This is a genomic window from Microlunatus elymi, from assembly GCF_007362775.1.
Taxonomy (GTDB): Bacteria; Actinomycetota; Actinomycetes; order Propionibacteriales; family Propionibacteriaceae; genus Microlunatus; species Microlunatus elymi.
Window position 1 is genome coordinate 4,022,021 of the sequence record NZ_CP041692.1, and the last position, 24,185, is coordinate 4,046,205.

Below are 24,185 nucleotides of genomic sequence, written 5' to 3' on the forward strand. Positions count from 1 at the left end.
GTCGGCTGTCCGGGGCTGGTGATCAGTCCTCGCCCAGATACGCCTTGCGGACGCCCTCGTCGGCGAGCAATGCGCGGCCGCTGTTGTGCAGGGTGATCATCCCGGTCTCCAAAACGTACCCGTAATCGGCCAGCGACAACGCTGCCTGCGCATTCTGCTCCACCAGCAGGATGGTCACGCCCTCGGACTGCAACTCGGCGATCGTGGTCATGATCCGCTGCATCATCAGCGGAGACAGCCCCATCGACGGTTCGTCCAACATCAACAACCGGGGATGACTGAGCAGCGCCCGGCCGATCGCCAGCATCTGCTGCTCACCGCCGGAGAACAGGCCGGCCGGCTGGCTGCGCCGGTCGTGCAGGACCGGGAAGAGCTCGTACGCCCGCTGCAGATCCTTGGCGATGCCGCCCTTGTCCTTGCGGGCGAAGGCACCCAACCGCAGATTGTCCTCCACCGTCAGCCGGGGAAAGATCCGCCGTCCCTCCGGCGAATGAGCCAACCCGAGGCTGACGATCTGGTGCGCCGGGGTGGTGTCGATCCGCCGTCCGTCGAACCAGATCTCGCCGGCCTCCGGGCGAAGCAGCCCGGAGATGGTCTTCAGCGTGGTCGTCTTGCCGGCGCCGTTGGTGCCGAGCAGAGTGACGATCTGTCCCTCCTCGACGGTGAAGCTGATCCCCTTCACCGCGCGGACCCGGCCATAGGCCACCTGCAGATCCTTGACCTCAAGCATCGTGGCCGCCCTTCGATTCAGGTCCTTTGACAAGCTCAGGACCCTTGTCCTGCAAGGCTTCTTCGGCTTCGGCACCGGTGCCGATGTAGGCCTCGATCACGCGCGGATCGGACTGCACCTCGGCCGGGGTGCCGAGCACCAGCGGACGGCCCTGCACCAGGCAGAGCACCCGGTCGCACAACGTGAAGATGAAGCGCATGTCGTGCTCGATGGTGACCACCGCGAGCCCGGAGTCCCTGATCTTGAAGATCAACTCCTCGGCCTGCCTGGTCTCCTGCGGGTTCATCCCGGCGGTCGGCTCGTCCAACAGCAGCAGCTGCGGATCTGTGGCCAGTGCGCGTGCGATCTCCAACCGACGTTGATCACCGTACGGAAGATTCCTGGCCAGATTGCCGGAGACCTTGGTCAACCCGACGAAGTCCAGCAACTCGGCCGACTTCTCCCTGGTCTCCCGTTCCTCCCGGCGGAATTTCGGCCCGCGGATGATCGAGGTGAACGGGCCGGAGGTGGTCCGGCAGTAGCGGCCCACCATCACGTTCTCCAACGCGGTCATGTTGGCGAACAACCGGATGTTCTGGAAGGTACGGGCCATCCCGGCCTGCACCACCTTGCGGGGTTTGGGTGCCAACACCGATCCGTTGAACAGCACCTGCCCACTGGTCGGCTTGTAGAGGCCGGTCAAACAGTTGAAGAAGGTCGTCTTGCCGGCCCCGTTCGGCCCGATCAGACCGACGATCTCCCCCGGATGGACGTCAAGATCAACAGAGTCGACCGCCACCAGGCCGCCGAACCGCATCGTCACCCCGGTTGCCCGCAGCAGCGGTTCGGCGCTTTCGGACCGTGGTTCGGTGATCTGGTGGGTCGCCGTCATCGCAGCGCCTCCTGCGACTTGTCGATGCGGTCCGCGGCGATCTCTTCTTCCTCGATCCGATCGGCCAATTCTTCATCCTCGGCATGGAATTCCAGTTGTCGGCGTTCGCTGGCGATCAAGCCCTCCGGCCGGAACCGCATCATGATCACCAGCAGCAGCCCGAAGATCATCAACCGATACTCGTTCACGAACCGCAACTTCTCCGGCATCATCCGCAGCAGCGTCGCGCCGATCAGCACACCGAGCACGGTGCCCATGCCGCCGAGTACGACCGCGGCCAGCAGGAACGCCGACTCCAGGAAGATGTACTGATCCGGTGTCACCGAGATGTCGTGATGGGCCTTGATCGAGCCGGTGACACCGGCCAGGAAGGCCCCGCTGGCAAAGGCGAAGAGCTTCAAACCGAAGGTGTTCACGCCCATCGCCTCGGCCGCCTTCTCGTCCTCCCGGATCGCTACCCAGCCGCGGCCGATCCGTGAGTTGTTGAGCCGGACGAAGATCGCGATGATGGCCGCCAGCAGCACCAGCAGCAGGAAGTAGTAGTTGCCGTACATGCCGATCTCGACGCCGAAGATCGTGTGCGTGTCGTCGAAATCGAAGTTGCCGATCTTGAGCCCGGGCACGCCGGGGATGCCGTTCGATCCGTGGGTCAGATCCGGTCCGTCGGTGCCGTCCAAGTTGATCATGGCCAGCCGGAAGATCTCACCGAAGGCCAGCGTGATGATCGCCAGATAGTCACCGGACACCCGTAACGTCGGCGATCCGATGATCAAGCCGAGGGTGGCCGACACGCAGCCGCTGATCAGCATCACCACCAGGAAGGGCGGATGCCAGCCGATGGTGGCGAAGGCGGAATTGGACATCATCGCCGCCACGAACGCACCCGCACCCAGGAAGGCGATGTAACCCAGGTCCAGCAGGCCGGCCAGACCAACCACGATGTTCAGCCCCATCGCGGTGGCGGCGAAGATCAACACCTGGGTGGCGATCGACATGTTCGCCTGCTGGCCGCCCTGGGTGAAGGGGAAGAGGAAGGCGACGATGAAGGCCGACAACACCAACACCTTGCGATGGGCCCGGGAGACCGCGGTCAGCCAACCCATCACGCCCGTCCTGATCAAGGTGGCGACCACCGCCCCGGCGTAGACGCCGAAGACGACGAACGTGCCCGGATCGCTTTGGTCCAACGCGTAGTAGGCGGCGAACAACACCACCAGCATGATCACCGCAATCGCCAGGATCGCCAGCCAGGCAGGAGTTTTCGCCGTTGCCAGGTTCGGCTGGGTCTCGGTGATCATGAACCGGGTGGCGACGAAGGCGAGCAGCGCTGCCGCCGTGGCAACCCAGCCGCCATACATGATGTTGATGGTGCCACCGAGCTCGACCGCGATCGCCAGGTCGACAACCACCATCGCGATCAGGCTGCCGGTGGCCGCGGCCCGGGCGCCGGCGATCCAGCCGATCCGCAACCGACCTACGCCGCGAGGAAACACCCGGGACAAGATCACCAAGCCGGCGATGCACAACCCGAGGCCGAGCGCGATGAACTGGGTGAACGACGGACCGCCGAGATAGCTGACGTTGTCCAGCGCCTCGGCACCGTACGCCCAGGGCAGGTAGGCAGAGCCGGCCAGTACGATTCCTGCCGCCGCGGCGGTGACCTTGGCCGCGGACTCGTACCGCCGGGTCAGCTCGACCGGAATTCCAGGGATGATCATGCCCGGTCCACCACCCGGGCGCCGAGCAGGCCCTGCGGCCGGAACACCAGGATCAAGATCAACACCACGAACGCCCAGACATCCTTCCAGGCCGAACCGCTGGGCATCACCGCGGTCGCCAGCGACTCGAAGACACCGATCACCAGACCGCCGACCAGCGCGCCCCAGATGTTGCCGATGCCGCCGAGAACCGCAGCGGAGAAGGCTTTCAGGCCGGCGATGAAGCCCATCCTGAAGTCGATATTGGTGTCCTTCAGGCCCTGCGCGACGCCGGCGACGGCCGCCAGCGCGGCGCCCACCGCGAACGCGATCATGATGATCTTGTCGACGTTGATGCCCATCAGTCGCGCCGTGTCAGGATCCTGCGACGTCGCCTGCATGGCGCGGCCGATGCCGGTCTTGTTGATGAACAGGTACAGGAAGCCGGTGCAGACGATCAACGCCGACAGGGTGAAGATCGAGGGCCGGTCCAGCTGCAGCCCGCCGATCTGAATCGCCTGCCCGGTGACGCCCTCGATCCGCGGAAAGCCCACGTTGGCCTTCGCGTCGGGGAAGCCGGGGATCTTGCCGTAGAACAACCGGACGAACTCCTGCAGGAAGATCGACACGCCGATCGCGGTGATCAACGGCGCCAACCGCGGTGCGTTGCGGAGCGGTCGATAGGCGATCCGCTCCATCAGCAACGCCACCGCGACCGAGGCGATCATGCCGCCGACCAGCATCAACGGCAGCATCCAGATGGACAACACCTCACCCGGCACCAGCAGCCAGACCGTGACCGAGCCGAAGGCTCCGATCATGAAGATCTCGCCGTGGGCGAAGTTGATCAACTGGATGATGCCGTAGACGACCGTGTAGCCGACGGCGATCAGCGCGTACAAGGCACCGAGCGACAGCCCGTCGATCAGGGCTTGCAGTACGAACACTCGCTGGTCACTTGAATTCGTCGGTCTTGACCGGCTGCCAAGCGTCGCCCTTGACCTGGTAGACGGTCAGCACCCGCGCCGTCGCATCGCCGAACTCGTCGAAGGAGACGTGGCCGGTGGCACCGTCGAAGTCGACCTTGGCGACGGCCTCGATGGTCGCTTCCCGAGCGGAGCCGGCGTCCTCGGCGTTGGCCAGCGACGTCTTCAGCGCGTTGATGATCGCGTTCGCGGCGTCGTAGGAGTAGGCGCCATAGGCCTCGTACGGATCCTTGTAGCCGCCGTTGGCGTAGGCGTCGACAAAGTCCTTCGCCGACGGCAGGGTGTCGGCCGGAGCGCCGACCGAGGTCGCCAGGTCACCGCCGGAGGTCTTGCCGGCCTGCTTGATGTAGTTCGGCGAGTAGATGCCGTCGCCGCCCATCAGTGGAACGTTCAGACCGCCGGCCTTCATCTGCTGGCTGAGCGGGCCTGCCTGCGGGTACTCACCGCCGTAGTAGACGCCGGCCGGCTTGGCCGACTTCACCTTGCTGATCACCGGGCCGAAGTTGGAGTCGTCGGGGTTGATCGTCTGCGCGGAAACCACCTCACCACCGAGCTTCTTGAATTCCTCGGTGAACGCCGTGACCAGGCCCTGCCCGTAGGCCTTCTTGTCATGGATCGTCGCGACCTTCTTGATGCCGGCGGTCTGGTACATGTACCGAGCGGCGAACGGGCCCTGGATGTCGTCGGTGGTGCAGGTGCGGAAATAGCTGTTGTACGGCCGCTTCGGATTTGCGGCGTCCTCACCCTTGGTCAGCGAGACGCCGGTGTTGGCGGGCGACACCTCGACGATCTTGGAACTGTTCAGCACCGGCTGCACGGTCTGGCCGACGGACGAGTTCAGCGGACCGACCACGCCCACCACCGTCTTGTCGCTGGTCAGGTTGGTGGCCGCGTTGCGCCCGGAGTCGGGCTTGGCCTCGTCGTCCTCGGCCCGGATCTTCAGCGTCCAGCCGGGAATGGTCTTGTTCTCGTTGGCCTGTTTGACCGCCAGGTCGACCGAGTTCTTGATCCCGATCCCCATCGCGGCCAGGTCCCCGGTCAGCGGGGAGATCACGCCGATGGTGGCGACCTTGGTCGCCTGGTCGGCGGTGTCACCGTTGGCGCCCGATTCGGACCGCGTCCCGCAGGCGGTCGCGGTCAAGGACAACGCCAGGACGGCGGCCCCGGCAATGACGAGTCGATGCTTGCGCACTCTTCCTCCTGAATTGGACGGCCTCGTGGGCCGCTACCGGTGACTCGTGGAGGAGCACCCCCAGCGTCGGCGAGCCCGGATGGGGATGAACTTTAAATCGAACTGAGGACGGTTGTGAGATGAGGCTCACCGTGTTGCCTGTTTGTTACCCAACGGTTCGAGGCAGAGCACACGAGCGCCCGACCGCAGACGTGCGGTCGGGCGCTCTCACTTCTTTGCTGGGTGGAAACCGTTCGGGTCGCGGGCGAGGCGGCTGACTACTTGCCCGGCTTCGCGCCGTGCGCGATGACTCCCTCGGCCACCTCGCGCATCGACTTGCGCAGGTCCATCGCCGTCTTCTGGATCCAGCGGAATGCCTCGGGCTCGGTCAGCCCGAGTCCGACCTGCAGCAGCCCTTTGGCCTTGTCGACCACCTTGCGCGACTCCAGCCGCTCCTCCAGGTCGGCCACCTCGGCCTCGACCGCCAGGATCTGCTGGTAGCGGGCGATGGCGATCTCGATCGCCGGCACCAGATCGTCCTTGCCGAACGGCTTGACCACGTATGCCATCGCACCCGCCTCGCGGGCCCGTTCGATCAGCTCACGCTGGCTGAACGCCGTAAGCATCACGACCGGGGCGATCCGGTCGGCGGCGATCTTCTCGGCCGCGGAGATGCCGTCCAGCTTGGGCATCTTGACGTCCATCACGATCAGGTCGGGCTTGAGTTCGGTGGCCAGCGTCACCGCCTGCTCGCCGTCACCGGCCTCGCCGACGACGTCGTACCCCTCCTCGGTGAGCATCTCGACGAGATCGAGCCGGATCAGGGACTCGTCCTCGGCGACGACGACGCGCGGCGGCGCGCCCTTGGCTGCCTTGCTGCTCGACTTCGCTGCGCTCTTCGTCTGCGGTGGAACCGCCGCTTTGCTCTCGGTCACGGGCCTAACTCTATCCAGCGGCCCGGCGTGTTGCCGAGCCACGCCCGGGTGCGCTTCATCACCAAGACCTGTGGCACAATGATCGTCGCTCCAAACGGGCTTGCTGATCGCACGATCCGTTTGGTACCCGGCCGGGGTGGCGGAATGGTATACGCGGACGGCTCAAACCCGTCTGCCCGCAAGGGCGTAGGGGTTCGACTCCCCTCTCCGGCACGGCGGTGTTTTCTGGGGCCGAGCCCCAGACCCACGTTCCTACCGTGTTTATCTGGGGCCGAGCCCCAGACCCGCGTTCCTACCGTGTTGCGCTGGGCGGTCGCCCGATTTTGCTGGCCGTTCTCGGCGCCGCGGGCGCCTCGAACGACGCTGCCGCTGCGGGCGCGGAGTCTCAACGGTCGGCGATCCCTCCGTCATGAATCCTGAGCCTGTCGAAGGACCGGGTACGCGAGTCCGACGAAGAACCGGACTTATGGCGCTCGAGTCTGTCGAAGGTCCGAAGGCCCGTCCGCTCACAGGTCGACGAGGCCGAGAGATCTCCCCAAAGCGGCAGCGTGATCTGAGGCGCCCGCGGCGCCGAAGATCACCAAAAGGTCGGGCGATCGCCCAACGCAACACGGTCGGAACGCGGGGTCTGGGGGCTCGGCCCCCAGAGAGTTCAGTACGAGCTGATCGCGCCGCATTGCGGGGCGGAGGTGCTGGAGGTCGGCGCGGGGCTCGGTGACTTCTCCAGTCAGCTGGTGGATCGGGACCGGGTGGTCGTCACTGACGTCGATCCGGAGGCGGTCGATTCGATGGCCCGGCGGTTCTCCGGCCGGCCGGGAGTGCAGGCGCGTCGGCTGGACGCTGCGACGCTCACTCCGCAACGGGCAGAGCAATTGACCTCCGACCAGGGTGCGGTCGACTCCGTACTGGCGATCAACGTGCTGGAGCACATCGAGAACGACGTCGACACCCTGCAGGCGCTGTCGCGTCTGGTACGTCCCGGCGGCACGGTGATCCAGTGGGTGCCCGGCTACATGAACCTGTACGGCGACTTCGACCGGTCGGTCGGCCACGTCCGGCGTTACACCCCGAAGACGCTGGCCGCGGCCGGACACCAAGCGGGCCCGGAGGTCCGCAGCTGCCGGCCGGTGAACCTGCTCGGCGGTGTCGCCTGGTGGGCCGCAGTCCGCAGGGGCGGCACCGGTACCCCCAAACCCGGCCTGGTGAAGATCTACGACTCCGTCGTGGTCCCGATCACTCGCATCCTCGACCGCTTCCCGATCCCCTTCGGCCAGTCCGTCCTCGGCGTCTTCACCCGCTCCTGACCCGACGAATTGCAGGAGCTGACGCACCCATAAGCACCCCCGAGATCACCGGAACCTCCTGCAATCGCCCAACCAGCTTCCCGGTCGACCCGCGGTGCTGACCGTCCCGGAACGGAGCCGGCGGTCAGATCCCCGACCACGAAGACCCCGCGCCCCGCCGCGGCAGCGTGATTTCGGCGCCCGCGGCGCCGAAAATCGCCAGAAAAATCGTACGAAGCCCAACTCAACCCGGTAGGAACGTGGGGTGTGGGGGCTCGGCCCCCACAAGTTACAGCGGCAGCCCGATCCGGCGGACGCGGATCATGTTGGTGGCGCCGGCGCGGCCGGGCGGGGAACCGGCGATGATCACGACCCGCTCGCCCTCCTCGATCCGGCCGGATTCGGTCAGCGCCTTGTCGACCTGGCGGATCATGTCGTCGGTGTGCGACACCATCGGGACCAGGATCGTCTCGATACCCCACGACAGGGTGAGTTCGGCCTGGGTGCTCTCCAACGGGGTGAAGGCGAGCACCTGGATGTCGGAACGCAGCCGGGACAGTCGCCGCGCCGAGTCACCGGAATGGGTGAAGGCGACCAGATAACGGGCCTTGACACCACGAGCGATGTCGGCGGCCGACTTGGTGACCACGCCCGCGGTGGTGTGCGGATCCCAGTCCAGCGAATGAATCTCGGCCATCCCGTGAGCTTCGGTCTCGTTCACGATCCGGGCCATCGTCTCCACGGTGATCACCGGGTACTGGCCGACACTGGTCTCACCGGACAACATCACCGCGTCCGCCCCGTCGAGTACGGCGTTGGCGACGTCGGATGCCTCGGCCCGGGTCGGCCGCGGAGCGGAGATCATCGACTCCAGCATCTGGGTGGCGACGATCACCGGCTTCGCCCAGCGCCGGGCAGCGGTCACAATCCGCTTTTGTACCAAGGGAACTTCCTCCAGCGGAAGCTCCACGCCAAGATCACCACGGGCGACCATGAACGCGTCGAAGGCGTCGATGATCTCGTCCAGGTTCTGCACGGCCTGCGGCTTTTCGATCTTGGCGATGATCGGGACCTTGCGGCCCTCCTCGCTCATGATCTTGTGTGCCTCTTCGATGTCGGCGGCGTTGCGGACGAACGACATGGCGATCATGTCCACGCCCTGGGCCAGCGCCCATCGCAGGTCGGCCTTGTCCTTCTCGCTGAGGGCCGGCACGCTGACCGCGACACCGGGCAGATTGATGCCCTTGTTGTTGGACACCGGACCGCCGACCTTGACGGTGGTGATCACGTCGGTGTCGGTGACCTCGTCGGCCTGCAGCTGGATCCGGCCGTCGTCGATCAAGATCAAATCGCCGGACTTGACGTCACCGGGCAGGCCCTTGTGCGTCGTCGAACAACGATGTACGTCGCCGGCACAGTCCTCGGTGGTGATGGTGAACTTCGCCCCGTACGCAAGATCGACCTTGCCGTCGGCGAACCGCCCCAACCTGATCTTGGGTCCCTGGAGATCGGCGAAGATGCCGACCGGCCGGCCGACCTCCTGGGCCGCCGCCCGTACGCCCTGCAGATTCTTCAGGTGATCGGGGTAGTCGCCATGGCTCATGTTCAGCCGGGCCACGTCCATCCCGGCCCGCACCAACTCGACCAACCGCTGGGATGATGAGGTCGCGGGCCCGAGGGTGCAGACAATCTTCGCTCTACGCACAGCGTGACCCTATTACGTCCGGACGAGGGGCCGTGCCTCACCCCCGGCCGCTGAGCCCTCGGCCCAGTCTGTCCTCAGCCTCGGGGCCGCGTCGACCGTTTCACCGACGTCGCGCAGGTCACGGCGAACGGATGAGGTCCAGCGCGTGTTGCAGATCCTCCGGATACGGGGATTCGAACTCCACCCAGTCCCCGGTCGCCGGGTGGGTGAACCCGAGCCGGACCGCGTGCAGCCATTGCCGGACCAATCCGAGTTCGGCGGCCAGCCGCGGATTCGCGCCGTACGTCGGGTCGCCGACACACGGATGCTTGATCGCGGCCATGTGCACCCTGATCTGGTGAGTCCGACCGGTCTCCAGCTTCACCTCGAGCAGGGTCGCCCCGCGATGCGCCTCCAGCGTCCGGTAGTGCGTCACGCTGTGCCGGCCGCCGGCCAGCACGGCCATCTTGTAGTCCGCGCCGGGATGCCGGCCGATCGGTGCGTCGATGGTGCCCTCGAACGGATCCGGGTGTCCCTGGACGAGGGTGTGGTACGTCTTGTCCACGGCGCGATCCCGGAACGCCTGCTTCAACACGGTGTAGGCACGTTCGCTCTTGGCCAGCACCATCAACCCGGAGGTGCCGACATCCAGCCGCTGCACGACGCCCTGGCGTTCCGGGGCACCGGAGGTGGAGATCCGGAAGCCGGCACCGGCCAGATGCTCGGTGACCGACGGACCGTCCCAGCCCAGGCTCGGATGCGCTGCCACCCCGACTGGTTTGTCCACCACCACGACGTGCTCGTCGTCGTAGACGATCCTGACGCCGGCGACCACCTGAGGCGTGACCGGTACGCCGGTGGGTGCGACCGGCAGGTCGACCTCGAGCATCGACCCGGCCATCACTCGGTCGGACTTGTTCGCCGGTTCGCCGTCGACCCGCACGGCTCCGAGCGCCGCGAGTTCTGCGACCTTGTTGCGAGACAGGCCGAGCATCCGCGCCACCGCGCTGTCCACCCGTTCGCCTTCCAGACCTTCGGGCACCAGTACCGTCTTGGACTCGGTCACTGCTCGGTGCTCTTCTGCTCCGCTTCCGAGACCGTCGACGTGGATGTCTTGTCCATGCGTTCGGGTGCCAAAGGCTCCGCCGAACTCTGAGCAGACTCCGCCGAGTGGCCGGTGGATTTGCCGGTCCGGGCGTAGTGCTCGCCGCTGACCGCGACGTTGCGGAAGATCGCCAGGATCACGATCAGCACCGCGGCGCTGGTCACGCACATGTCGGCGAAGTTGAAAATCGCGTAGTGCGGCAGCTGGATGAAGTCGACGACATGACCGTGCAGCGGCGACGGCGGCCGGAAGATCCGGTCGGCGAGATTGCCCGCTACCCCGGCGACCAGCAGGCCGAGCGCGACCGCCCAGCCGACGTGGCCAAGCCGAGGCAGCAGCACAGCCAGAATGAAGATCAGCACCAGGCTGGCCAGGATGGTGAACAGCAACGTGTAGTTCTCGCCCATGCTGAAGGCGGCCCCGGAGTTGCGGATCAGCTGCAATCGGATCAGGCCGCCAAACAGCACCACCGGATCGGACGGGTCGAGAAACCTGACCGCCAGCTTCTTGGTGATCACGTCCACGGCCAGGCCGGCCAACGCGACGACGACAAACAGCCACCGGCTGCGTGCTCGCCGGCGGCCACGGTCAGGTGCGTTCTCGGTTATCGACGTTCCTCGCGTTGTTTGCATTCCACGCACAGTGTCGCACGAGGGAACGCCTGCAGCCGACCCTTGCCGATCGGCCGACCGCAGTTGTCACAGACCCCGTAGGTGCCGTTGGCGATGTGCCGCAGGGCCGAGCGGGTCTGATCGAGCAACTCGCGGGCGTTGTTGGCCAGCGACATCTCATGATCACGTTCGAAGTTGGTCGAACCGACGTCCGCGGGGTCCCTGCCGGCGCCCTCGCTGCCGTCGCGCAGCAGCCCGACCAGTTCGGTCTCGGAGATCTCGATCTGATCGGCCAGCCGTACGATTTCGGCCTCGAGCTCGGTCCGGATCTCCTTCAACTCCTTGGCGGTCCAGGGTTCCTCGCCCGGACGTACCGGCAGGTCACCGGCACGCATCGACCGGCCGGCGGCGACCGCTCGATCAAAGGTCGCGCCAACCGTCTCGGTGGCGACGTCGGATGCGACCGAACCGCCGGTCGCCGATGGTGTTTCCGTCACGCTTCCCATCTTCTTCGTCTCGGACACCTGCCGGGTCGAATTCGCTGATTCTGTCCCGGACCGGGTGTGACCATGATCATCTGCGGCAGTCTTGGTGGCTGCCGCCTTGGGGGCACTCGCCTTCTTCGTCGCTGTCGACCTGCGCGTCCCCGTACTGCTCGAAGCTGTCTTGGCTGCCGTCGTCTTCTTCGCTGCGGCCTTGCCCGGCGTCGCCGTCTTGGCCGATGAATTGCTGGCCGATGTCTTCTTGGCTGATGGCTTCTTGGCCGGGGCCGACTTGGTGGTGGCCGACTTGGTTGTGGCCGACTTCGTGGTGTTCTTCGCCACCGTCTTCGCGGTCGGCGCCTTCTTGGCCGGCTTCTTCGCGGCCTTGGCTGTGGCTGAGGACTTCGTTGCCGACGACTTCGCCGGGGCGGACTTCTTCGCCGGCGTCGTACGGTTCGACGCGGGCTTGCTCGAGGCGGTCTTCGAGGCCCGTGCAGTCCTCGTCGGCTTCTCGTCGGCGCCGGCGCCGGCCGTCTTCGCCTGACCTGCGGCCTTGGCGCGCCGACTCGCGGCGGTTGCTGTTGCGCTGGCTGTCATCATCGAGCCCCTTCTGCCCCGTGCTTCGGATGCGAGGAAGTCAGAGGAACAGTAGGGCCCAACTCCGGTTTCTTCAACGAACCGCGCGGACGATTCCCAGCTTTCGGCGAGTTTTTCCCTCCGATGGTCCCGTAGACGGCGTGGCGGCGAGCTCGGAAATGGCAATGGGCCCCGGCAGAACCGGGGCCCATTCGGGTCAGTGATCGATGCGATCGGTTATCGCTGATCGCCCAGCAGAGCGTCCAACCGCGGGGTGTCGCTGGGAGTCGCCTGGGACTGCGGCACGGACGGCTCCGCGTCCTGCTCGGTCGCCTTGGCCGGCTCGGACTTCGGCTGCACTTCATCAAGGATCTTCGGCGCAGAGCCCGGCTCGGACTTGCCGCCGGACAGCTTGTCGATGTGGCTGCGCAGTTCGCTGGTCAGATTCCGCCGGAAATCCGATTCGAACGTCCGCAGCTCGGCGACAGCACCGGCCAACTGATCGCGCTGCTTCTCCAGCTCACCGAACAGCTCGCGCCGCTTGTCCTCGGTGTCGCGGTCCAGTCGATCGGCGCGCGTCTGGGCATCGGTACGGATCCGCTCGGCGTTGACCCGGGCCTCGCTCTCCACCCGCTCGGCGCGAGTGGACGCATCGGTGGTCAGCTGCTTGGCGGTGCGCTCGGCGTCGGACTTGATCCGGCCGGCCTCCTGCTCGGCCTCCGTCACCAGATTCTCGGCCTGTTCGGTGGACATCTGCACCAGCCGCACCACGGCCGCGCTGGCCTCGCTGCTGGTGGTGACGACGATCCGCTCGCCGTTGGACGACTCCGCGGTCGCCGTCGGCTGCTGATCCGCCACCCGGACAGCGGGCTGCTTGCCGGTGTCGCCGTCGGCGGTGTCCGCGGTGACCTTGAGGGACTCGACCTGACGCTTCAGGTTCGCGTTCTCCTCCAGCAACTGCTCGAAGGATGCTTCGACTTGGTCGACGAACTCGTCGACGTCCAAGACCTCGTAGCCGGACCTCTTGGCCATCCGGAACTTGATGTTCCGGACCTCGTCCAGAGTCAGCGACATCGTTCACCTCGGGTTCTTGATCAGTTGCTGTTCGTGGCAGGCATCAACGCCTGCACTGCCGCACGGGGAAGCCGGCGCACCCGCCTACCGTACCCAATCCGAATGAGCGTCGGTTAATCAGGCCAGACGCAGGAAGACGTAGGCATTCGCCCACCTCAGAATGAGCACCAGCACCCACAGGCCGAGGAAGGCTATGTCGAGCATCATGGTGCCGATCCGAACGGGCCGCAGCACCTTGCGCAGAAGCCGCAGCGGCGGATCGGTGACGGTGTAGATCGCCTCGGCCACCACCAGCATGGCGCCGCGCGGCTGCCAGTCGCGGACCAGCACCGGCACCCAGGACAGGATCATCCGGGCGATCAGAACCAGCAGGAACAGCCACAGGATCCCGTTGATGATGTTGTAGATGATGAATGCCGTCATGCCCGCAGGTCCTCATGGCTTTCTAGCTCGTACGCCGTCGCATCGACGTCGCCAGCGTACTGACCGCCGATGTGGTCACCGGCTCTGTTGATCGGGGCTTTCGCCGGACGCTGCCCGGAATCGCGCCGCGCTAGCTCTGGTTGAAGAACCCGCCCGCGATCCGTTCCTTCTCCTCCGCGGTCACGTTCACGTTCTGCGGCGAGAGCAGGAACACCTTGCTGGTGACCCGTTCGATATTGCCACGCAGGCCAAGGATCAGGCCAGCGGCAAAATCGACCAGCCGCTTGGCGTCGGCGTTCTCCATCTGGGACAGGTTCATGATCACCGGGACGCCGTCGCGGAAGTGCTCGCCGATGGTCCGGGCGTCGTTGAACGACCGGGGATGAACCGTGACGATCCGGGACAAGTCGGCCCTTTCCGGTTGTGCTTGGGGTTGTTCGTACGGCGCCGGTGCCGGTGCTGCTGCGGTCGCTTCGCGGCCGGCGACGGGCTGCCGGGACACCTCCGGACGCCGACTCTCCAGCGGGGTCACGCTGGCCGACGCGGTCGGCTGCGAGGCAACCGCTGCCGAGCCGGTGTTGTGCGTTGTCCCGTTGCTGGTCGGGGCGTTGTTGACGGAGGCATTGTTGATCGAGGTCCCGGGGCGTTGCCCGGCTTCGGCCAGCAGCTCCTCCCGAGAGACGCCCTCGGTCGGCTCGGTGTCGTCGTACTCCGGGTAACGGTCATCAGTGACAAGCCCGAGCCACGCTGCGGCCCGCTTCAACCTATCCGCCATCTCTCCTGCGACCTCTCCGCTGCTGGTTATTCTCGCCCGACCCTACCGGGTCGCGACGAGGGTCTGATCCCGACACGCGGTCGAGTTACGTGCCCCGGGGCCTGGCCTGGCGGCCGACGTATGCCGCCGCGACCCGGTCGTCTTGATTCGCGGTCGAGCAGGCGCCGCTGCCGCGATCTGGTTTGGCGTCCCACCTTGCGAGGGACGACCCTCGCGCTCCCGCCGTGGTCACCACTGCCGACCATCTTCCGCCGGCACCTCCGCTTCGCTCCGGAGCCGGTCTCGCGCTGGGGCGCTCGACTGGCGATCGATCTGGCCTACAAGCGTTCGTTGTGGCAGGTGTCGTTGTCCGCCAATTTGCCGGCGAGACGGCTCCGAATCTGCGGGTTTCCGGTGCATCTTGCCGGCAGATTTTCCTTGCGGGGAATCGAAGTCGTAGCGGGTGGTCCTTCGACGAGCTCGGGACCCCGGGCGACGGGCAATCCGCTAGGGACGGTTCCCAAGTTGATCTTGGAACCCGGCCACCCGAACGCAACCTACGCATGCCCGTCGAGCGCGCCAGCGCGAGACCGCGCCCGAAGCGCAGCGGAGGTCGCGCGGCGAGGTGCTCTGTGGAGGTACCCACGCCCGGGGGTCTGGGGGTCGCCCCCCCAGAACGCGCCCTACAGCACCCAACTCGGCGGCAGCGGCACCCCGGCGGACGATATCTACTTGAGGAAGTCCGGCACGTCCAGGTCGTCGTCATCGTCGGGCGCGGGCTGCTTGCCGAAACCGTTGGAACCGAACTGGTTGGGACGGGTCTGGGTCGGTTGCGGCGGGCGGGTGCCGGCCGGCTGACCGTTGGCGGCGGGATGTTGCAGGCCCGAGCCCTGTGCCGGAGCCGGTTGTGCTTGGGCCTGCTGGGTCGGGGCCGACTGCTGCTGGGTCTGGGCCACCGGGGCGGGCTGCTGCTGCGGCTGTTGGTTCTGACTCGGGATCCGGGCCTGCTGGGTCTGCTGCTGAGCCTGGGCGGGCTGGCCGGTGCGGACCGCGGGCTGGCGGGTGACGCCGGGCTGGCGACGCGGCGGCTGTCCGTCCTCGAAGCCGGCTGCGATCACCGTGACCCGGACCTCGTCACCGAGCGAGTCGTCGATCACCGTACCGAAGATGATGTTGGCTTCCTCGTGCGCGGCGGCCTGGATCAGGTCGGCCGCGGCAGAAACCTCGAACAGACCGAGATCGGATCCGCCGGCGATCGCCAGCAGCACCCCGCGAGCACCGTCGATACTCTCCTCCAGCAGCGGCGACGAGACGGCCAGCTCGGCAGCCGACCGGGCCCGTTCCTCGCCGCGAGCAGAGCCGATGCCCATCAGCGCCGTACCTGCGTTGGACATCACCGACTTCACGTCGGCGAAGTCGAGGTTGATCAGACCCGGGGTGGTGATCAGATCGGTGATGCCGGAGACACCTTGCATCAACACCTGGTCGGCCTGCTTGAAGGCGTCCAGGATGGCGACCTGGTGATCGGTCATCGCCAGCAACTTGTCGTTGGGGATGACGATCAGCGTGTCGACCTCCTCGCGGAGGTGGCTGATGCCGTCGTCGGCCTGAACCGAACGGCGGCGGCCCTCGAAGCTGAACGGGCGGGTCACCACGCCGATGGTCAAGGCGCCCAGCGCGCGGGCGATCCGCGCCACCACCGGCGCACCGCCGGTACCGGTACCGCCGCCCTCACCGGCGGTGACGAAGACCATGTCGGCACCCTTGAGCGCTTCCTCGATCTCCTCGGCGTGATCCTCGGCTGCCTGCCGGCCCTTGTCCGGATCGGCGCCGGCGCCGAGACCACGGGTGAGATCGCGACCGATGTCGAGCTTGACGTCGGCATCGCTCATCAGCAGCGCCTGGGCGTCGGTGTTGACCGCGATGAATTCGACCCCCCGCAGGCCGGCCTCGATCATCCGGTTCACGGCGTTGACGCCGCCACCGCCGACACCGACCACCTTGATGATCGCCAGGTAGTTCTGTGATGCAGTGACCACTGGTCCGCCTCTTCTCCTGCCGTTGTGCAACTGCTGTCGGGTAGTTCTGGCTGCCCCATCTCGACCCTGGATGAACGGTGTCGACCGACGTCCGCCGATTCTGCGCGACGATAGGTCTCAACCTGAGGTCAACGGGGAAGAAGTCCTGAGTCCAGACCGAGGCGTGACCGTCAGGCTATGAGGTCGGCAACCGATAAGTCCACACGACATCCCCGCCGCGCCGATTCGGGGCTCCAGAGGGCCGATTTGTCTCAACTTCTACTTGAACTTCATGCCGAAGTTGATCATGGAACCTGCTGCGACCAGCGATCACGCCCGACCACCGAAACTCGTGTTGTCGCGACTTTGCGCGGTCCCCGGACAACCCTGAACCACCCGAACTCGTGTCGCGACTTTGGGTGATTTTGGGATCGTCGAACGGGCGGTCAGCGGACGGCCGGGTTCCCGGGGGCGGAGACGTCGTAGTGGCTGCCGGGCTGTTTCAGCAGCGCGACGATCACCTGGGCCTTGAGGTCGGATTGTTCCTCGCTGCCCCAGAACACGGTGTCGCCGTTGCGGAGCTTGAGCTGGATCGAGTCTCGGGTCGGTGCCTCGATCCGGTCGACCTTGCGGGCGAGATCATCCGGCAGCGCCGCGGCCACGACGGCCAACGATTTCAGCAGTTGCCGATTGCCGGGGTCGACCTCGACCTGCGGCAGCTTCGCCGGTGCGTTGTCCACGGTCTGGTAGCCGACCCCGTACCGATCGACCAGCAGGTAGCTGCCGCCCTCGCGGGCGACGTAGACGGGGGTCCGCTCAACGACCTTGATGTCGACCGTGTGCGGCCACTGCCGTTCCACCGACACCGACTCGATCTGACGGATCCCGGCCACTCGATCGTGGATGGCGGACAGGTCCACCCGGGCCAGCGGGGCGCCGACCGGGACCGCCGCGGTCTGCCGTACGGCGTCCTGCCCGACCAACTTCGCGCCGCTGACGCTGACCGACTGCACCGCCAGCAGGGTGGAGAAGCCGACCGCCCAGACACCGGCGGCGATCAGCACCAACGCCAGCAGCGGAATGGTGATCTTCAGCAGCAGCCGGCGGCGACGACGGCGCCGCCAGTCGGCGAGCGCGATCTCGTCGGCGTCGCGCCGGATCCTCAGGTCGGGCGGGCTGATCGTCATCCCGCCTCCCGGGCCACCGGCTGCTCTGCCGCAGCCACGCGATCGGTACGGCCCAGTTCATCGACGATCAACGGCGCGACCTTGGTCACGTCGCCGCAGCCGAGGGTGATCACCAGGTCGCCGGGTCGGGCGATCGCGGCCACCGTCGCCGCGGTGGCGTCCCAGTCCGGTTCGTAGGTGACGTGCGCCGTGCCCGCCGGTACGGCGTCGGCCACCAGCCGGCCGGTGATGCCGTCGATCGGATCCTCCCGATCGCCGCAGACGTCCATCACGACGGCTTCGTGCGCCGGCCGCAGCGCCTCGCCGAACTCCCGCCAGAAGTCCCGGGTCCGCGAATACAGATGCGGCTGCATCACCGCGACCACCCGGCCGGTGCCGCTCTCGTCGATCGCCGCGCGCGCGGCCCGGACCGTGTTGGCGACCTCGGTCGGATGGTGCGCGTAGTCATCGAAAACCCGTACCCCCGCCTGGGTGCCGACCAGCTGGAAGCGTCGGTACGTGCCGGGAAATCCCGCCAGCGCGGCGCGGACCTCGGCCGCCGGGTAGTCGATCCGCGTGGCGACGGCGTAGGCGGCCGCCGCGTTCAGCACGTTGTAGTCGCCCGGGACCTGCAGCCGCACCCGGCCCGAACCCGACACCGCATCGGTGAGCGTGAAGGTCGAGCCGAGACCCGCGTACGACTCGTCGCCGATGACGATGTCGGCTCCCGGACTGCGGCCGAAGGTGACGATCTCGGGCACCGGCTCGCCGTCGGTGGCTAGCGCCCGAAGCTGGTCGGTGAGCTGGACCGCGCCGGGATCGTCGGCGCTGATCACCAGCAGCTTCACCCGGGTGCCGAGACTCGGATGCGGCTGGCTGGCAAATCGCAGGAAGCCGGCCCGATAGTTCTCCGGGGTGCCCCAGTTGACGAGATGATCGGGATCGACGTTGGTGATCACCGCGATCTCGGTCGGATATTGCAGGAACGAGCCGTCGGACTCGTCCGCCTCGACAACGAACGCGTCGCCGCCGCCGAGATGGCCGCCTGTTTTGCCGATCTTGGCGCCCTCGCCGGGGTGGTAGAGCGCTCCGCCGATCACGTACGACGGATCGGCACCAAGCGCGGTGAGCAGGTAGGCGATCATCCCGGTGGTGGTGGTCTTGCCGTGGGTTCCGGCCACCGCGATGCCGCGTTTGCCCTTCATCAGCGAGGCCAGCGCGACACTGCGGTGCAGCACCGGCACGCCCCGTCGCCGAGCCTCGGCCAGTTCGGGGTTGGTTTCCCGGATGGCCGACGAGGCGACCACCGAACGGGCGTCGCCCAACTGCTCGGCGGCATGACCGACGTGGGTGCGTACGCCGATCGCCGCCAGCGACTTCAGGTAGTCCGAATCGGAACGATCACTGCCGCTGACCTCGATCCCGCGCTGGGCAAAGACGGTCGCGACACCGTTCATGCCGGAGCCGCCGATCGCGATGAAGTGCACCGGCCCGAGTTCGTCGGGGTCGGGAATCTCGGTCGGTTCGATGAGTGGCAATTCAATCCCCTGCAGTCTTCTTGTCGCTCGCCACCTCGAGGGTGAGCCGGGCCAGCCGCGCGGAGGCCTCGGACGAGGCTACGCTGCGGGCCGCCTCGGCCATCGCGGCCTGCCGGTCCGGGTCGTCCAGGATCGCCGGTACGGCGGTCAGCAGCACGTCGCCGGTGAGGGTCGAGTCGTCCAGCAGCCGAGCGCCGCCCGCCTCCACCACCGCGGTGGCGTTGCGGGCCTGTTCGCCGTTGCCGACCGCGTACGGGACCAGCAGCGAGGGCAGCCCGAGCAGAGCCTGTTCGAGGGTGGAACTTGCGCCGGCCCGGCTGAGCACCAGGTCGGCGGCCGCGTACGCCTTCTCCATCTCCTGGACGAAGCCGACCGGCTTGTAGACCGCCTCGGTCTGCGGATCGAACATTTCCACATCGGCCTCGGTGAGGTTGTTGCCGCCGAGCACGTGCAGGATCTGGATGCCCTCGCGCAACAGTCCGGTCCGGGCCTCGAGCACCGCCCGGTTGATCCGCACCGCCCCCTGCGAGCCGCCGGTCACCAGCAGCGTGGGCATGTCCTCGTCCAACCCGAGCTCGGCGCGCGCCCGGGTCTTGAGCGTCCGGCGTCGCTGCTCGTCGGCATCGGCCAGGTCGACGATCGAGGTGCGCAACGGCAGTCCGATCCACTGCGCATGCGGCAGCGGCGTGGACGGGAACGACGTCGCGACGTATGGGGTGAAGCGCGCGGCCAGCCGATTGGCCAAGCCGGGAAGGGCATTCTGCTCGTGGATGACGATCGGGATCCGCAGTCGGCGCGCCGCCAGATAGGCCGGTGTGGACACGTACCCGCCGAAACCGAGCAGCACGTCTGCCTCGGCCTTGCGCAGGATCGCTGCGGCGGCCGAGACCGCCTTGCCCATCCGGATCGGCAGCTTCACCAGATCGACCCCGGGTTTGCGCGGCATCGGCACCGGCGGGATCAGCTCCAGCGGCAGCCCGGCCGCCGGAATCGTCCGGGTCTCCAGACCGCGCGCGGTGCCGATCGCGGTCAGGGTGATGTCCGGTTCCAACGCGCGCAACTGCTCGGCAGTGGCGATCAACGGAGACGTGTGCCCGGCCGAGCCGCCGCCGGCCAGGACCACGCTGTGCGGCCTGCCGTGGCCGTGCGCCCCGGGATCGGGCTGCGGGTCGCTCATCGGCGCCCGCCCCGGCCGGAGCGAGTCGACCGGCCGTCGACCACGGTGGACATCTTCGGATGCGGCGGCTTCGTCGAGCGCGCAAGCACCTTGCGGGCGTCGGGTTCGTTACGGGCGCAGGCGATCAGGATGCCGACCGCGAACACGTTGGCCATCAACGCCGACCCGCCGTAGGACAGCAGCGGCAACGGCACACCGGCCACCGGCAGCAGCCGCAGCACCACACCGAGATTGATCAAGGTCTGCACCATGAACCAGGCGGTGACCCCGGCGGCCAGATAGCGGGAGAACTTGTCGTCGGACCGGGAGGCGATCCGCAGCCCGGCGTAGCAGAGCACCAGGAACAGCCCGAGCACGGCGAGGCTGCCGAACAGCCCGAGCTCCTCGCCGATCACCGCGAAGATGTAGTCGGTGTGGGCCTCCGGCAGGCTGCCCCATTTCTGCCGGCTGTTGCCGATCCCGACGCCCCACCAACCGCCGGACGCGATGCCACGCATCGCCACCGTGGACTGCAGGTTGGCTCCGGCCACGTCCGCCGACGGGTTGAGGAAGGCGAACAGCCGACCCATCCGGTTCGGGCTGGTGATGAACAACCCGACCACGCCGACGATGCCGACCAGGCCGATCGAGGCGAAGATCCGCAACGGCGCGCCGACCACCCAGAGGATGCCGGCGACGATGCCGGCCATCACCACCGCGGTCCCCGCGTCGCCCTGGAACACCACGAGCATGATCAACAAGCCGGTGACCGGCAGGAACGGGATCAGCAGATGTTTGGGCTGGTCGAGCAGTTTGTCCTTGCGGGCAAGGACATCCGCGGCCCAGATGATCATCGCGAGCTTGGCGAACTCGGACGGCTGGAACTGCAACATCGGGGACCCCAGCTGTACCCAGTTGCGGTTGCCGTTGATGTTCTGGCCCAGCGGCGTGTAGGTCAGGATCACCATCGCGGTGGCGATGAACAGGGACAGCCAACCGATGACCCGGAGCATCGAACGCGACATCCGGGTCAACACGAAGGCACCGATCACACCGACGACCAGGAAGACGGCCTGTCGCTTCAGGAAGTAGTACGCGTCGCCGTGCTCGGTTTGACGCGCGTACACGCTGGAACTGGACAACACCATCATCAGGCCGAGCGCGATCAGCATGCCGGCCGAGCCCAGCACCAGGTGGAAGCTGGCCATCGGTTTGTCCAGGGTCGCCTTGATGAAGTCCAGCCGGCCAGGTTTGCTTGCCTGCTGGCGATTTCGACCGGCCGCGGGCGATTCGGGTTTGGTCACGCCCTTCGCCCGTACGTCGCCGGTCACGCTCACGCCGTTCACTCCTCTCGGGCCGCCAGGGCCTGGACCGCCGCGGCGAAGGCGTCCCCGCGTTCGGCGTAGTCGGTGTACATGTCCCGGCTCGCGCACGCCGGCGCCAACAGCACCACGTCGCCCGGCCGTGCCAGCGACGCCGCCGCCTCGACGACCCGAGCCATGGCACTAGTTTCGGTGTCGCCGATGCTGATCACCGGGACCTGCGGCGCGTGTCGTGCCAGGGCCTGGGCAATCTCGTCCCGGTCGACGCCGAGCAGCACCGCTCCGCGCAGCCGGTCGCGGTTGCGGATCACCAGATCGTCGAAGGTGACCCCTTTGGCCTGGCCGCCGGCCACCCAGACGACGTCGTCGAATGCCGTCAAGGACGCCTGTGCGGCATGGGGATTGGTGGCCTTCGAGTCGTCGACGTAGCGGACGTCGCCGATCACCCCGACGGTCTGGATCCGATGTCCGCCGACCCGCATCGCCCGCAGACCGTCGCGGACCGCGGTCGGCCGGACTCCGAACGATCGTGCCAGCGCTGCGGCCGCCAGGGCGTTGGCCACGTTGTGGGGCGCACCGCCGGCGCCGCTCTCGTCGGGAGCGACATCGGCGATGGTGGCCAGCTCGACCGCCGAAGTCTGCCGCTGCTCGATGAAGGCCCGGTCCACCAGGATGTCCTCGACCAGGCCGAGCATCGCGACCTTCGGTACGCCGAGCGTGAAGCCGATCGCCCGGGCACCCTCGATCACGTCTGCCTCCTCCACCATCTTCCGGGTGGTCTCCTCGGCCACGTTGTAGACGCAGGATTGCTGTACCCGTTGAAAGATCTTGGCCTTGGCCGCCGCGTAGGCCTCCGCGCTGCCGTGCCATTCCAGGTGATCGAGATGCAGGTTGAGCACTGCGGCCGAGTGCAGCGACAGCGAATTCGACCAGTGCAGCTGGTGGCTGGACAGTTCGACCGCGAGCACATCGTAGGGTTCCGGGTCGAGGACGATCTCCATCAACGGGCGGCCGATGTTGCCGACCGCCGCGGTCCGGAGCCCGGCGGCGGTCAGCATCGAGGCCAGCATCTCGGTGGTGGTGGTCTTGCCGTTGGTGCCGGTGATGCCTAGCCACGGGATCTGCTTGTTCGGCTGCATCAACCGCCAGGCGAGCTCCGGCTCCCCCCAGATCGCGACGCCTTGCGCCGCGGCCTGGGCCAGCATCGGCTGATGCGGCGGCAATCCGGTGGTGATCACCAGGTCGGTGCCGGTGGGCAGGTTGTCGGTGCTGCCGGGTCCGATCCTGACTCCTGCGCCAAGGGTTTCCAGCAGCTTGGCCCGATCCTGCACCGGTTCGGAGTCGCCGTGGTCGAGCACGGTGACCTTGGCGCCGTACTCCAGCAGGCCGTCGGCGGCGGCGAACCCGGCCACTCCCAGCCCGGCGACGACGGCACTGACCCGACTCCAGTCGCTGGCGCCGTTGTAGTCGGCCAGCCATTCGATCGTGTTCACGCGTTCCACCTCATCATTGTCAGCATGGTCAGCCGACCAGCCACTCGGCATAGAAGATGCCCAGTCCGGCTGCCACGCACAGCCCGGCGATGATCCAGAACCGCATCACGATCGTCACCTCACGCCAGCCGACCATCTCGAAATGGTTGTGCAGCGGCGAATTCCTGAACAGCCGCTTCGGTGTCCCGGTCAGCCGCCGGGTCGCCTTGAAGTAACTGGTCTGCAGCACCAGCGAGCCGACCTCGATCACCATCAGTCCGCCCAACAGGATGAGCAGCAGCTCGGTCCGGCTGAACACCGCGAACGCGGCCAGTCCGCCGCCGAGCGAGAGCGCTCCGGTGTCTCCCATGATGATCTTGGCCGGTTTGGCGTTCCACCAGAGGAATCCGAAGCAGGCGCCGGCGACCGCGAGCGCCACCGCTGCCAGATCGTACGGGTCACGTACCTCGTAGCAGTTGGGTCCGGCCGAGGCGACGCGGGCGCAGGACTGGTTGTACTGCCAGATGTTGATCAACGCGTACGCGCCGAAGATCATCGTGCAGGCGCCCGCCGCCAGGCCGTCCAATCCGTCGGTCAGATTCACCCCGTTGCTGGCTCCGACGATCATCAGCAGGGTCCAGATCACCGCCAGCGCGATCGGCAGCTGGGGTGAGAAGTCCCGCAGGAAGGAGATGAACGGCGAACCCGGTGTCATCCCGCGAGCGTCCGGGAAGTGCAGCGCCGCGACCGCGAAGATGCCGCCGATGATCACCTGTCCGGCGATCTTGAACCAGCCCGGCAGGCCGCCCGAGTGCTGCCGGCTGATCTTGAGCCAGTCGTCCAGGAAACCGACCATCGCCAGCCCGTTCATCAGGAACAGCACCAGCCAGGCCGAGACACTCGGCTGTTCCGTGGTGATCAACTTCGCCAGCAGGTAGCCGAGGTCGACGGCGATGATGATCACCACGCCGCCCATCGTCGGGGTGCCCCGCTTGAGCTGATGCGTCTGGGGCGTACCGTCACGGAACGGCTGACCGTATCCCCTTCGGGCAAAGGCATTCACCGCGATCCGGGTGCCGAGCAGGGAGCCGAGCAGGGCCAGCAGACCGGCCGTCGCAATAGCGATCACGG

General features: G+C 67.0%; 22 protein-coding genes and 1 tRNA gene. 3 read left to right on the forward strand and 20 right to left on the reverse strand.

Annotated features, from left to right (window positions below):
* Positions 1 to 22 precede the first annotated feature (22 nt).
* The 6 genes from FOE78_RS18105 to FOE78_RS18130 all read right to left on the reverse strand — a co-directional run bounded on the left by FOE78_RS18105 (position 23) and on the right by FOE78_RS18130 (position 6,408).
* A complete protein-coding gene (locus tag FOE78_RS18105) occupies positions 23 to 730 on the reverse strand; it encodes an ABC transporter ATP-binding protein (protein ID WP_143987530.1) in 708 nt (235 codons plus the stop codon).
* A complete protein-coding gene (locus FOE78_RS18110) occupies positions 723 to 1,601 on the reverse strand; it encodes an ABC transporter ATP-binding protein (RefSeq protein ID WP_143987531.1) in 879 nt (292 codons plus the stop codon). Before FOE78_RS18110 ends, FOE78_RS18105 begins: the two co-directional genes overlap by 8 nt.
* Positions 1,598 to 3,319 (reverse strand): ABC transporter permease subunit, encoded by a 1,722-nt coding sequence (locus FOE78_RS18115; protein WP_143987532.1) that lies wholly within the window; start codon positions 3,317 to 3,319, stop codon positions 1,598 to 1,600. Before FOE78_RS18115 ends, FOE78_RS18110 begins: the two co-directional genes overlap by 4 nt.
* Positions 3,316 to 4,245 carry a branched-chain amino acid ABC transporter permease gene (locus FOE78_RS18120; RefSeq protein ID WP_143987533.1) on the reverse strand — a complete coding sequence of 310 codons (930 nt, stop codon included), beginning with the start codon at positions 4,243 to 4,245 and terminating at the stop codon, positions 3,316 to 3,318. Before FOE78_RS18120 ends, FOE78_RS18115 begins: the two co-directional genes overlap by 4 nt.
* A gap of 7 nt (positions 4,246 to 4,252) precedes the next feature.
* On the reverse strand, positions 4,253 to 5,476 hold the full coding sequence (locus FOE78_RS18125; RefSeq protein ID WP_143987534.1) for a branched-chain amino acid ABC transporter substrate-binding protein: 1,224 nt from the start codon (positions 5,474 to 5,476) through the stop codon (positions 4,253 to 4,255).
* Positions 5,477 to 5,733: 257 nt separating this feature from the next.
* Positions 5,734 to 6,408: an ANTAR domain-containing response regulator gene (locus tag FOE78_RS18130; RefSeq protein ID WP_407662666.1), complete on the reverse strand. Its 675-nt coding sequence runs from the start codon at positions 6,406 to 6,408 to the stop codon at positions 5,734 to 5,736.
* Between the two features lie 112 nt (positions 6,409 to 6,520).
* Here FOE78_RS18130 and FOE78_RS18135 point away from each other — a divergent pair.
* Positions 6,521 to 6,603 (forward strand) — tRNA-Leu (locus FOE78_RS18135).
* Positions 6,604 to 7,079: 476 nt separating this feature from the next.
* Positions 7,080 to 7,694 carry a class I SAM-dependent methyltransferase gene (locus FOE78_RS18140; RefSeq protein WP_210414657.1) on the forward strand — a complete coding sequence of 205 codons (615 nt, stop codon included), beginning with the start codon at positions 7,080 to 7,082 and terminating at the stop codon, positions 7,692 to 7,694.
* A gap of 268 nt (positions 7,695 to 7,962) precedes the next feature.
* On the opposite strand, the gene pyk is transcribed toward FOE78_RS18140, so the two are convergent.
* The 4 genes from pyk to FOE78_RS18160 all read right to left on the reverse strand — a co-directional run bounded on the left by pyk (position 7,963) and on the right by FOE78_RS18160 (position 11,468).
* A complete protein-coding gene (pyk, locus tag FOE78_RS18145) occupies positions 7,963 to 9,378 on the reverse strand; it encodes a pyruvate kinase (RefSeq protein WP_143987536.1) in 1,416 nt (471 codons plus the stop codon).
* A 118-nt stretch (positions 9,379 to 9,496) separates the two neighbouring features.
* On the reverse strand, positions 9,497 to 10,423 hold the full coding sequence (locus tag FOE78_RS18150) for an RluA family pseudouridine synthase (RefSeq protein WP_143987537.1): 927 nt from the start codon (positions 10,421 to 10,423) through the stop codon (positions 9,497 to 9,499).
* Positions 10,420 to 11,094 carry a signal peptidase II gene (gene lspA, locus FOE78_RS18155; RefSeq protein WP_143987538.1) on the reverse strand — a complete coding sequence of 225 codons (675 nt, stop codon included), beginning with the start codon at positions 11,092 to 11,094 and terminating at the stop codon, positions 10,420 to 10,422. Before lspA ends, FOE78_RS18150 begins: the two co-directional genes overlap by 4 nt.
* Positions 11,067 to 11,468 (reverse strand): TraR/DksA family transcriptional regulator, encoded by a 402-nt coding sequence (locus FOE78_RS18160; RefSeq protein ID WP_210415045.1) that lies wholly within the window; start codon positions 11,466 to 11,468, stop codon positions 11,067 to 11,069. The genes lspA and FOE78_RS18160 overlap by 28 nt, the downstream gene beginning before the upstream one ends.
* 196 nt (positions 11,469 to 11,664) lie before the next feature.
* On the opposite strand from FOE78_RS18160, the gene FOE78_RS18165 reads away from it, so the two are divergent.
* Positions 11,665 to 12,099 carry a hypothetical protein gene (locus FOE78_RS18165; protein WP_143987540.1) on the forward strand — a complete coding sequence of 145 codons (435 nt, stop codon included), beginning with the start codon at positions 11,665 to 11,667 and terminating at the stop codon, positions 12,097 to 12,099.
* A 269-nt stretch (positions 12,100 to 12,368) separates the two neighbouring features.
* On the opposite strand, the gene FOE78_RS18170 is transcribed toward FOE78_RS18165, so the two are convergent.
* The 10 genes from FOE78_RS18170 to mraY all read right to left on the reverse strand — a co-directional run bounded on the left by FOE78_RS18170 (position 12,369) and on the right by mraY (position 24,183).
* Complete coding sequence (locus tag FOE78_RS18170; protein ID WP_143987541.1) at positions 12,369 to 13,205, reverse strand: DivIVA domain-containing protein; 837 nt, start codon at positions 13,203 to 13,205, stop codon at positions 12,369 to 12,371.
* Positions 13,206 to 13,322: 117 nt separating this feature from the next.
* Positions 13,323 to 13,628, reverse strand: a complete 306-nt coding sequence (locus FOE78_RS18175) for a YggT family protein (protein WP_143987542.1) — start codon at positions 13,626 to 13,628, stop codon at positions 13,323 to 13,325.
* Between the two features lie 130 nt (positions 13,629 to 13,758).
* On the reverse strand, positions 13,759 to 14,403 hold the full coding sequence (locus FOE78_RS24855) for a cell division protein SepF (RefSeq protein WP_143987543.1): 645 nt from the start codon (positions 14,401 to 14,403) through the stop codon (positions 13,759 to 13,761).
* 707 nt (positions 14,404 to 15,110) lie between these two features.
* Entirely contained in the window at positions 15,111 to 16,421 is a 1,311-nt protein-coding gene (gene ftsZ, locus FOE78_RS18185) for a cell division protein FtsZ (protein WP_143987544.1), read from the reverse strand.
* A gap of 425 nt (positions 16,422 to 16,846) precedes the next feature.
* The gene (locus tag FOE78_RS18190; protein WP_143987545.1) at positions 16,847 to 17,587 is read right to left on the reverse strand and encodes a cell division protein FtsQ/DivIB; all 741 of its coding nucleotides are present in this window, start codon (positions 17,585 to 17,587) and stop codon (positions 16,847 to 16,849) included.
* Entirely contained in the window at positions 17,584 to 19,104 is a 1,521-nt protein-coding gene (gene murC, locus FOE78_RS18195) for a UDP-N-acetylmuramate--L-alanine ligase (RefSeq protein WP_143987546.1), read from the reverse strand. Before murC ends, FOE78_RS18190 begins: the two co-directional genes overlap by 4 nt.
* Position 19,105: 1 nt before the next feature.
* Positions 19,106 to 20,281: an undecaprenyldiphospho-muramoylpentapeptide beta-N-acetylglucosaminyltransferase gene (murG, locus tag FOE78_RS18200; protein ID WP_143987547.1), complete on the reverse strand. Its 1,176-nt coding sequence runs from the start codon at positions 20,279 to 20,281 to the stop codon at positions 19,106 to 19,108.
* A complete protein-coding gene (gene ftsW, locus FOE78_RS18205; RefSeq protein WP_228265880.1) occupies positions 20,278 to 21,597 on the reverse strand; it encodes a putative lipid II flippase FtsW in 1,320 nt (439 codons plus the stop codon). Before ftsW ends, murG begins: the two co-directional genes overlap by 4 nt.
* 5 nt (positions 21,598 to 21,602) lie before the next feature.
* Positions 21,603 to 23,075, reverse strand: coding sequence for a UDP-N-acetylmuramoyl-L-alanine--D-glutamate ligase (murD, locus tag FOE78_RS18210; RefSeq protein WP_407662595.1), 1,473 nt, complete (start codon positions 23,073 to 23,075; stop codon positions 21,603 to 21,605).
* Positions 23,076 to 23,103: 28 nt separating this feature from the next.
* Positions 23,104 to 24,183 carry a phospho-N-acetylmuramoyl-pentapeptide-transferase gene (mraY, locus tag FOE78_RS18215; RefSeq protein ID WP_143987549.1) on the reverse strand — a complete coding sequence of 360 codons (1,080 nt, stop codon included), beginning with the start codon at positions 24,181 to 24,183 and terminating at the stop codon, positions 23,104 to 23,106.
* Positions 24,184 to 24,185: the final 2 nt, after the last annotated feature.

What these genes read in the sequence shown, in the direction of transcription:
- FOE78_RS24855 (WP_143987543.1), bottom strand. Translation starts at nt 14,403, where the DNA reads ATGGCGGATAGGTTGAAGCGGGCCGCAGCGTGGCTCGGGCTTGTCACT.
- FOE78_RS18160 (WP_210415045.1), bottom strand. Translation starts at nt 11,468, where the DNA reads ATGCGTGCCGGTGACCTGCCGGTACGTCCGGGCGAGGAACCCTGGACC.
- FOE78_RS18175 (WP_143987542.1), bottom strand. Translation starts at nt 13,628, where the DNA reads ATGACGGCATTCATCATCTACAACATCATCAACGGGATCCTGTGGCTG.
- lspA (WP_143987538.1), bottom strand. Translation starts at nt 11,094, where the DNA reads ATGCAAACAACGCGAGGAACGTCGATAACCGAGAACGCACCTGACCGT.
- FOE78_RS18105 (WP_143987530.1), bottom strand. Translation starts at nt 730, where the DNA reads ATGCTTGAGGTCAAGGATCTGCAGGTGGCCTATGGCCGGGTCCGCGCG.
- FOE78_RS18170 (WP_143987541.1), bottom strand. Translation starts at nt 13,205, where the DNA reads ATGTCGCTGACTCTGGACGAGGTCCGGAACATCAAGTTCCGGATGGCC.
- FOE78_RS18110 (WP_143987531.1), bottom strand. Translation starts at nt 1,601, where the DNA reads ATGACGGCGACCCACCAGATCACCGAACCACGGTCCGAAAGCGCCGAA.
- FOE78_RS18190 (WP_143987545.1), bottom strand. Translation starts at nt 17,587, where the DNA reads ATGACGATCAGCCCGCCCGACCTGAGGATCCGGCGCGACGCCGACGAG.
- FOE78_RS18115 (WP_143987532.1), bottom strand. Translation starts at nt 3,319, where the DNA reads ATGATCATCCCTGGAATTCCGGTCGAGCTGACCCGGCGGTACGAGTCC.
- murG (WP_143987547.1), bottom strand. Translation starts at nt 20,281, where the DNA reads ATGAGCGACCCGCAGCCCGATCCCGGGGCGCACGGCCACGGCAGGCCG.